The following is a 7,976-nucleotide window of genomic DNA, read 5'->3' as shown; positions in this document are numbered from 1 at the left end:
TGCCGGTGTTCGGCCGGAAGCCGTTGGCGGGGTCCTCGGTGGTGATCCGGCACTGCAGGGCGGTGCCGTTGAGGGTGATGGCCTCCTGCGTCAGGCGCAGTTCCGGGAGGGTCCTGCCGGCGGCGATGCGCAGCTGGGCGATGACCAGGTCGCGCCCGGTGACCTGTTCGGTCACGGTGTGCTCGACCTGGATGCGCGGGTTCATCTCGATGAAGACGTGGTTGCCGCGCGCGTCGACGAGGAACTCGACGGTGCCCGCGTTCACGTAGCCGATGTGGCGTGCGAAGGCGACGGCGTCGGCGCAGATCCGCTCCCGCAGCTCCGGGTCGAGGTTCGGGGCGGGCGCGATCTCCACGACCTTCTGGTGGCGCCGCTGCACCGAGCAGTCCCGCTCGTAGAGGTGGACGACGTTGCCCTCGGCGTCGGCGAGGATCTGCACCTCGATGTGGCGCGGGTCGATCACCGCCTGTTCCAGGAAGACCGTCGCGTCGCCGAAGGCGGAGCGGGCCTCCCGCATCGCCGCGTCGATCGCCTCGCGCAGCTGGGCCGCCTCGGCGACCCGGCGCATGCCGCGTCCGCCGCCGCCGGCGACGGCCTTGACGAAGACCGGGAAGCCGATGTCCTCGGGAAAGCCGATGTCCTCGGCGGCGGCGACGAGCGTGTCGATATCCTCGGACGGGGCCGAGGACTTCAGCACCGGTACGCCCGCCTCCCGGGCGGCCGCGACGGCCCGGGCCTTGTTCCCGGTCAGGTTCAGCACCGAGGCGGGCGGGCCGACGAACGTGATACCGGCCCGGGCGCAGGCCGCCGCGAGTCCGGGGTTCTCCGACATGAAGCCGTACCCCGGGTAGACCGCGTCGGCCCCCGCCTTCCGGGCGGCCCTGATCACCTCGTCGACCGAGAGGTAGGCCCGCACCGGATGCCCCGGCTCCCCGATCCGGTAGGCCTCGTCGGCCTTGGCGCGGTGGAGGGAGTTGCGGTCCTCGTGCGGGTACACCGCCACCGTCGAGACCCCGAGCTCGAAAGCGGCGCGGAAGGCGCGGATCGCGATCTCTCCCCGGTTGGCGACCAATACCTTCTCGAACATCAAGACTCCCCAGTGGTGTCACAGGCGCGCGGTCCCGCGGGACGAGCGGCGTCGCGCGGAATGCGCGTGGCGGCATCCGCGATGGTCACGTGGTGGTGATGACGTGCTCCGGGGTGCTCGGGCCGGAGCGTTCGACACCGTACCGGAGACCTCCCCGTAGATCTCCGGCCGCGGACGATGGTCTGCATCACGTACCACTCGCGGGGGTGGGGGCCGGGGCACGTACCGCTCGCGAGCGGTGGGGGGCGGCCGGCCGGTCGGGCTTGCGGTGGGCCGGGCGGGGGCGGCAGGGTCTTCGGCGTGTCCACCCTCCTGATCGTTCATCACACCCCGTCGCCCCACTGCCAGGCGCTGTTCGAAGCCGTGGTCTCCGGCGCCACCGCGGACGGGATCGAAGGCGTCCGGGTCGTACGGCGCGCGGCGCTCGCGGCGACGGCGTCCGACGTCCTCGCCGCCGACGGCTACCTGCTCGGCACCCCGGCCAACCTCGGGTACATGTCCGGAGCGCTCAAGCACTTCTTCGACCAGGTGTACTACCCGTGCCTGGACGAGACGCGGGGCCGGCCCTTCGGTTACTGGGTGCACGGGGGCAACGACACCACCGGCGCGGTGCGCGCCCTGGAGTCCGTCACGACGGGCCTGGGGTGGCGCCGCACCGCGGACGCCGTGACGGTGACCGGTGAGCCCGGCAAGGCGGACGTCGAGGCCTGCTGGGAGCTGGGGGCGACGGCCGCCGCGGGGCTGATGGCCTGACCGCCCGCGCCGTGGGCCGCGGTGAGGGCACCCGCCGGGCGTACCGGGGCCGCGGAGCCCGTACGCGCGCCGAAAGGGGACGGCGTGCCGCGAGGCGCTGCCGGGAGCACCCCGGGGCCCGGGGGCGGCGTGGACCCGTACGGAGGACCCGGGGGCCGCTGGGCGCCCGTACGGAGGACCCGGGGGCCCAGGGGCCGCTGGGCGCCCGTACGGAGGACCCGCGTGCCGCGTGGACGGTGCGCGGCCGTCCTCAGGTCCCGTGCAGCCTCCAGGTGAGCTTGTCGCCGCCCATCCACCGGACCTGGTCCGGGTCGTCGAGGTCGTCGATCCTGATCCCGGCGGACGCCGCCACGACCAGGACGTCCGTCATCGCCCTCGCCGTACCGACGATCTCTCCGTCGATCTCCAGGAACCGGTAGGGAGGGTCCCCTGGTTCGACGGGCAGGACGGTGATCCGCGGATTGTTCGGCTGATGCCTCGCGTTCTCGGTCATGGCTGACCGGTTCCACGCACCCGCCTGCGCCATGCCGCGCACGGCCCAACGCTGAGCCATATGACCGGTATGGGGGGGTTAAGTGCAATTAGACCCTTCACTCGGAGGGCGGCTCCACGTGCGACCCGGAGGGCCGCGCGGTGGTGCAAATCGCCCGTATCGGACGCCGTGACCAGGGTCACGCGGGAGGGCCCCGGACGCCGTGGCGTGCCCGCCGGTTCCCTTGCTGTGCGGGGATGGGCGGTGGGCCGGTGTGGGCTCGGTAACACGAATTCCTGAGAATTGATCATGCGAATGAATTGTGATCACGAATTCGCGGCTTGTTCCTTTCGGCTTTTCTCGCCTACGGTCACCCTCACTCCGGATGGAACGCCGAATCCTGCCGCCGTCCGGGAACCCGACCACATCTCGTACGGCAGGAGCGGGGGACCCAGGTAAGTGCCGATCCGGTATCCGGAGCGGCTCGGGGTGAAGTCGCAGTCATCTGCGGCCGGGCATCTCCAGCCCGAACCCGACAGCTCACTTCGCAGGCGACGGAGAGGAATTCAGCATGCCCGCAAAGGCTCATCGCCGTCGTTCCGAGCGCAACTCGCTGACCCGCGGCATCATCGCCGTGAGCACGGGTGGAGCCGCTCTGGCCCTCCCGCTGATCGGTGCGACCGGGGCCTTCGCGGCGCCGGCGCAGCCGGTCGCCGTCGAAAAGGCCGCAGCCTCGACTGCCGTGTCCGGCAAGGAAATTGCCGGAAAGGACTCGGAGTCCGCCACCTATTCCGTGATCTTGGGTGATTCCCTTGCCAAGATCGCCCGCGACCATTCCGTGAGCGGTGGCTGGCAGGAGCTGTACAAGGACAACCGAAAGGTCATCGGCGGCAATCCCGACCTCATTCACCCGGGCCTGAAGCTGACCATCGGAGCCACGGCGCACAAGGGCGCCGAGGCCGAGGGCAGGACGGCGGACACGGCCGCTTCCGGGGCCTCGGATTCCGCGGTCCGTACGGAGAGCGCCGACCGCGCCGACCGTTCGGAGCGCACCGGCAACGACGTCGTCGCGCAGGGCACGCCCGTCGCGGCGGTGGAGGCCGCGCCGGTCGCGTACACCAACAACCTCGACGGCTGGATCAGGGAGTCGCTCTCGGTCATGGCCGAGCACGGCATCCCCGGCACCTACGAGGGCATCCACCGCAACATCATGCGTGAGTCCTCCGGCAACCCGCTGGCCATCAACAACTGGGACATCAACGCGGTCAACGGCGTGCCGTCCAAGGGCCTGCTGCAGGTCATCGACCCGACCTTCCAGGCCTACCACGTGCCCGGCACGTCGATGGACAGCTACGACCCGGTCGCCAACATCACGGCCGCGTGCAACTACGCCGCCCACCGGCCGTTCGGCGTCGGGTGCCGTACCGGGGGCGGGGCGACTGGTCACGTACAGGTTCGTCGTCCATACTGCCCGCCGTGGAGCAGCGCATAGATTCAAACACCAAGCCCGAGTTCGCCGCGGGGACCGACCCGGCGTTCATCCCCGGCCTGACGGCCCCTGCCCCGGTGCGGACGGAGGAGGCGAAGAAGGGGCCGAAGGAGTCCGAGGGGGAAGCCGGGGTGTCCGACGCGGTGGTGGAGGACGCCGTCGCCGCGGATCAGGCGGAGGCTCCCGCGGACGCGACGGAGGCCGTTGCCGAGGACCAGGACGGGGCCCGGGACCCGGAGGCCGGCCCGGACGGGGCCGGTGAGGGCTCCGGGCCGGAGGACGGCCCCGTCTTCGAGGTCAGCGACCGGCGCGGGTCCATCCGGGTGGCCCGTGAGGGCGTCCGCTTCCGGCTGGACGACCAGGAGGCGGAGTTCGACTGGTCGGAGATCGGGGCGGTCGAGGTCAAGACCCCCCGCCTCGGGCGCCGGTTCACCGTCACGGTGCACCTGGCGAACCGCCGTTGGTTCAACGCCGAGGTAGAGGCGCCGGCCAGGGCCAGGCTCAAGGAGTGGACGGCGGAGCTGGACGCGGCGCTGGACGCCTACTTCGAGGAAACCTGACTCCCGGGCCTGTTCCGGGGGCCGCTCCCGGGACAGGCCCCGGAACCGGAACCCAGCGCGGGGCCGAGCCGGACCGGGACCGGGGACGAGCCCCGGGAGCGGGGCCCGTCCCGGGCCCGGCCGTGCCCGCCGCGCGTTCGGTCCGGGCCGCACGACGGTTACCGGCAGGCCGCGCGTGTCCCCCGGAGGTACGGGCCCGCCCGGCCCCCTCCCGTGTGCCCGCACGGAGCCCGCTCGCCCGAGGACACGTCCGGGCGTCGCTCCGTGCCGCCGTGCCGTGCTGCTCACCGCGCGGGCCGGGCCTGCCTCACACGGGGCCCGGCAGCGTGTCCGCGGCGGCCGGGCCCGTGCGCCAGGTCGTCAGCCCTGAGGGTCGAGGACCACCGAGCGGGTCAGATGCCTCGGGAGGTCGGGGTCGAGGCCCTGGGCCACCGCCCTGGCGATCGCCAGCCGCTGGACCCTGACCAGCTCGGCCAACGGGTCCAGGTCGCTCTCCACCCAGCGGGCGCCCGTCGCCCGTACCTGCTCCGCCAGACCCTCCGGCGCCGCTCCGAACATCCACGTCGCCGTCCCGGCCGTCGCGATGCTGATGGGGCCGTGGCGGTACTCCATCGCCGGATACGACTCCGTCCAGGACAGCGACGCCTCCTTCATCTTGAGCGCCGCCTCGTTGGCCAGCCCCACCGTCCAGCCGCGCCCCAGGAAGCTGAACTGGGTGCAGTCCAGCAGGCCTTCGGGCAGCGGCTCGGCCAGCGCGGCCTCCGCGTCCCGTACGACCGCTTCGGTGTGCAGCCCGAGATGGGCGCGGAACAGGGTGAGCGCGGTGGTGGCGAACCGCGTCTGCACGACGGACCGTTCGTCGGCGAAGTCGAGCAGCACCACGTCGTCAGCGATCTCCGGCACCGGCGTGTCGGGGTCGGCGGTCACCGCCACCGTGCGCGTGGTTCCGCGCAGCCGGGTCAGCAGTTCGAACACCTCGGTCGTCGTCCCCGACCGGGTCAGCGCGACCACACGGTCGTACGTACGGCCGAGGGGGAACTCCGAGGCGGCGAAGGCGTCCGACTCGCCCTGACCGGAGCCCTCGCGGAGCGCCGCGTAGGCCTGGGCGATGTAGTACGAGGTGCCGCAGCCGACGACGGCGACGCGTTCGCCGGGGGCGGGCAGTACCGCCGCCCGGTCGGCCGCGACCCGTACGGCACGGCGCCAGCACGCCGGCTGATCGGCTGTCTCGGTCTCGACATGGGACATGTCTCTGCACTCCGCTTCCGCTGCTGCCGCACGCATGGGTGAATTGATCGCCAGGATGTTCAGTTCTGCATGCTATAGGGGTCAATCAAGCAAGAACAAGCATCGAGTGAGCAGCGGCCCGACGGGGGTGGGGGCTCTTTTCAGTCATACTCCGGCACTGGTCGGCTCGTTCCGATTCGCCCACGGCTGAGCGGGTAGCCCCCTGCCTCGTCCGGCCAACCCATCTCATCTCGCGACGAATCACCCAGGAGGCGCGGGGTGACTCGGAGAAAGGAGATGGCGCGTGAGTGGTGGATCGCCCGGAGGGCAGGCGATTTCGCGCCACCGGTCGTAGGGAATGGCTGAGTTCGAACGTGCGGCCGGTTCCCGGTCGGCATAATCGGCCCATGTCGATCACGGGTGGGGACGTCGTTGACCTCGGCACGGGCTTGTACGCCTGGCTGCCGCCGAAACGTGGCTGGGGGCTGGCCAACTGCGGTCTGCTCGTGTCGCCACGCGGGGGGCTCTGGATCGACACCCCGTACGACTCCGTGCTCGCCGGCCAGTTCCTCGCCGAGAGCGAGAAGCGCCTCCCCGCCGGAGCGGGTGTCGACCGCATCGTCGTCACCCACGCCAACGGCGACCACTTCTGGGGCGCCGGTGTGCTCCCGGACGCGGAGATCATCGCGACCCGCGAGGCCAGGGAGCACATCCACTACGACCCCACCCCGCAGCAGCAGCACGCGCTGGTCACCGGGAGCGACCCGGCCACCCCCCTCGGCGCCTACCTCGGCCGTCACTTCGGCGTCTTCGACTGGTCGTCCACCGAACCCGTGCAGCCCACCACCTACTTCACCGGGGAGCTCGAACTGACCCTGGGCGAGTACGCCGTCCAGATCACGGCCCTGCCGCCCGCGCACACCGCCGGTGACCTGATGGTCCACCTGCCCGCCCAGCGCGCGGTGTTCAGCGGCGACGTCATCTTCTCCTCCAGCGCGGACCAGCCGGGCGACCACCCGGTGCACTGGGCCGGCCCCCTGAGCAACGTGGTCGCCGCGTGCGAGCAGGTGCTCGCCACCGGCGCCGAGGTGATCGTGCCCGGTCACGGTCCGGTGCTCGACCGGGCCGGGGTGCACGAGCACATCGGCTACCTCTCCTACGTACGCGAACGCGCCCACGCCCTCCACGCCGCCGGGGTGCCCGCGCTCGAAGCCGCCCGCCGGGTGATCGCCGAGGGCCGCTACCCGGCGCTCGGGCTGCCCGAGCGCCTGGTGGTGACCATCGGGAGCGAGTACCGGCACCTCGACGGCTCCGACATGCCCGGCGTCCTCCAGGTGATGGCGGAGGTGGCGGCCGTCGCGCACGAGACGGAGCCGGCCCTGACCGGCGGCGCCGAGTGACGGCCGGCCGGAGAGGAAGCCGGTCGCGCGACCCCCTCCCGACGACCAGGGCCTGGTGACGCCGTGCTCCCATGGATCGTGGCGCTGGCCGCAGTCGTCACGGCGATCTGGCACGGCGTACGGGCCTACCAGGCCGGCCGCGCCGCGTACGCGGCGTCGGCCCGCGCCGAACTGGCGGACCGCCAGGCACGGGCGGCCGAGGCCCGCACCCTCGCCCTGACCGAGGAGATACGCCAGCTCGCCGAGCGACGGATACCCGCCGCGGCCACCGCGCTGTCCCACCGGACCGCACCCGTCCCGGGACTGCGCGAGGCGGCCGACGTCGAGGGAGACGCCGCACGCCTGCTGACCGAGGTGGTCCGGGCCGCGCGCACGGCGATCCTCGAAGAGCGAGGACGGGTCGACGCGGCGGCCAGAGCGGCCATGCGCGGCACCTCCGCCAAGATCCAGTCCCTGCTCAACCAGTCCCAGCACCTGCTGCACGAACTCCAGCACGAGTACGACGACCCGCGCATCCTGCAGCTGGACTTCCGCAACGAACTCGCGCTGCGCCGTACCCAGGCCACCGCGGTGCTCTGCGACGCCTGGCCGGGGCTCGCCCGGCAGAACTCCTCCCTCGTCGAGATCGTGCTCGGTGCCCAGTCCCGGGTCGGCGGATACGAGCGGATCAAGGTCGCCAACCATCTGCGCCAGGAGCGGCTGGCCCTGGTCGCCCGCGCCGCCGAACCCCTGGCGATCGCACTGGCCGAACTTCTGGCCAACGCCACGGCCTACTCGCACCCGGACACCGAGGTGCCGGTGACGGTCCAGCAGGCCGCGGGGCGCGGTGCGCTGGTCCTGGTCGACGACGCCGGGATCGGCATGGACGACGACGCGCTGAAGCGGGCCCGGGCGCTGCTGGCCGGTCCCTCCGAAGTCCTGCTGACCGAGCTGGGGGACCCGCCGCAGACCGGTTTCGCGGTGGTGGGGCGGCTGGTCGCCAGGTACG

The 7,976-nt window shown here is 72.2% G+C and carries 7 protein-coding genes, 1 pseudogene and 1 riboswitch; of the genes and pseudogenes, 5 read left to right on the top strand and 3 right to left on the bottom strand.

Features of this window, described 5'->3' with window-relative positions:
- A partial coding sequence (locus tag IH13_RS38535; protein ID WP_031088609.1) for an ATP-binding protein occupies positions 1-1,087 on the bottom strand: 1,087 nt, incomplete at its 3' end.
- Between the two features lie 300 nt (positions 1,088-1,387).
- On the opposite strand from IH13_RS38535, the gene IH13_RS0127135 reads away from it, so the two are divergent.
- The gene (locus IH13_RS0127135) at positions 1,388-1,840 is read left to right on the top strand and encodes a flavodoxin family protein (protein ID WP_031088608.1); all 453 of its coding nucleotides are present in this window, start codon (positions 1,388-1,390) and stop codon (positions 1,838-1,840) included.
- A gap of 250 nt (positions 1,841-2,090) precedes the next feature.
- Here IH13_RS0127135 and IH13_RS0127130 read toward each other — a convergent pair whose 3' ends face one another.
- Positions 2,091-2,333, bottom strand: a complete 243-nt coding sequence (locus tag IH13_RS0127130; RefSeq protein ID WP_031088607.1) for a hypothetical protein — start codon at positions 2,331-2,333, stop codon at positions 2,091-2,093.
- Positions 2,334-2,693: 360 nt separating this feature from the next.
- A riboswitch (cyclic di-AMP (ydaO/yuaA leader) is annotated at positions 2,694-2,879 on the top strand.
- Positions 2,880-2,883: 4 nt separating this feature from the next.
- Between IH13_RS0127130 and IH13_RS0127125 the strand changes: the two genes are divergently transcribed.
- Positions 2,884-3,804, top strand: coding sequence for a LysM peptidoglycan-binding domain-containing protein (locus IH13_RS0127125; protein WP_082317715.1), 921 nt, complete (start codon positions 2,884-2,886; stop codon positions 3,802-3,804).
- The gene (locus IH13_RS0127120) at positions 3,789-4,361 is read left to right on the top strand and encodes a hypothetical protein (RefSeq protein ID WP_031088605.1); all 573 of its coding nucleotides are present in this window, start codon (positions 3,789-3,791) and stop codon (positions 4,359-4,361) included. The genes IH13_RS0127125 and IH13_RS0127120 overlap by 16 nt, the downstream gene beginning before the upstream one ends.
- Positions 4,362-4,721: 360 nt before the next feature.
- On the opposite strand, the gene IH13_RS0127115 is transcribed toward IH13_RS0127120, so the two are convergent.
- Positions 4,722-5,609: an SIS domain-containing protein gene (locus IH13_RS0127115; protein ID WP_031088604.1), complete on the bottom strand. Its 888-nt coding sequence runs from the start codon at positions 5,607-5,609 to the stop codon at positions 4,722-4,724.
- 386 nt (positions 5,610-5,995) lie between these two features.
- Here IH13_RS0127115 and IH13_RS0127110 point away from each other — a divergent pair, with 386 nt between their 5' ends.
- Together IH13_RS0127110 and IH13_RS38530 are read left to right on the top strand one after the other, a co-directional pair.
- Positions 5,996-6,988 carry an MBL fold metallo-hydrolase gene (locus IH13_RS0127110; protein ID WP_031088603.1) on the top strand — a complete coding sequence of 331 codons (993 nt, stop codon included), beginning with the start codon at positions 5,996-5,998 and terminating at the stop codon, positions 6,986-6,988.
- Positions 6,989-7,051: 63 nt separating this feature from the next.
- Positions 7,052-7,976, top strand: a pseudogene (locus tag IH13_RS38530) (ATP-binding protein); the annotation flags it as partial.

This window comes from Streptomyces sp. NRRL WC-3549, assembly GCF_000721935.1.
GTDB lineage: Bacteria > Actinomycetota > Actinomycetes > Streptomycetales > Streptomycetaceae > Streptomyces.
The sequence above is the reverse complement of the archived record's forward strand: the minus strand, read 5'-3'. Positions and strand labels throughout refer to the sequence as shown.

Coding starts and splice junctions, on each gene's coding strand:
- IH13_RS0127115 (WP_031088604.1), bottom strand. CDS start 5,609: ATGTCCCATGTCGAGACCGAGACAGCCGATCAGCCGGCGTGCTGGCGC.
- IH13_RS0127125 (WP_082317715.1), top strand. CDS start 2,884: ATGCCCGCAAAGGCTCATCGCCGTCGTTCCGAGCGCAACTCGCTGACC.
- IH13_RS0127110 (WP_031088603.1), top strand. CDS start 5,996: ATGTCGATCACGGGTGGGGACGTCGTTGACCTCGGCACGGGCTTGTAC.
- IH13_RS0127130 (WP_031088607.1), bottom strand. CDS start 2,333: ATGACCGAGAACGCGAGGCATCAGCCGAACAATCCGCGGATCACCGTC.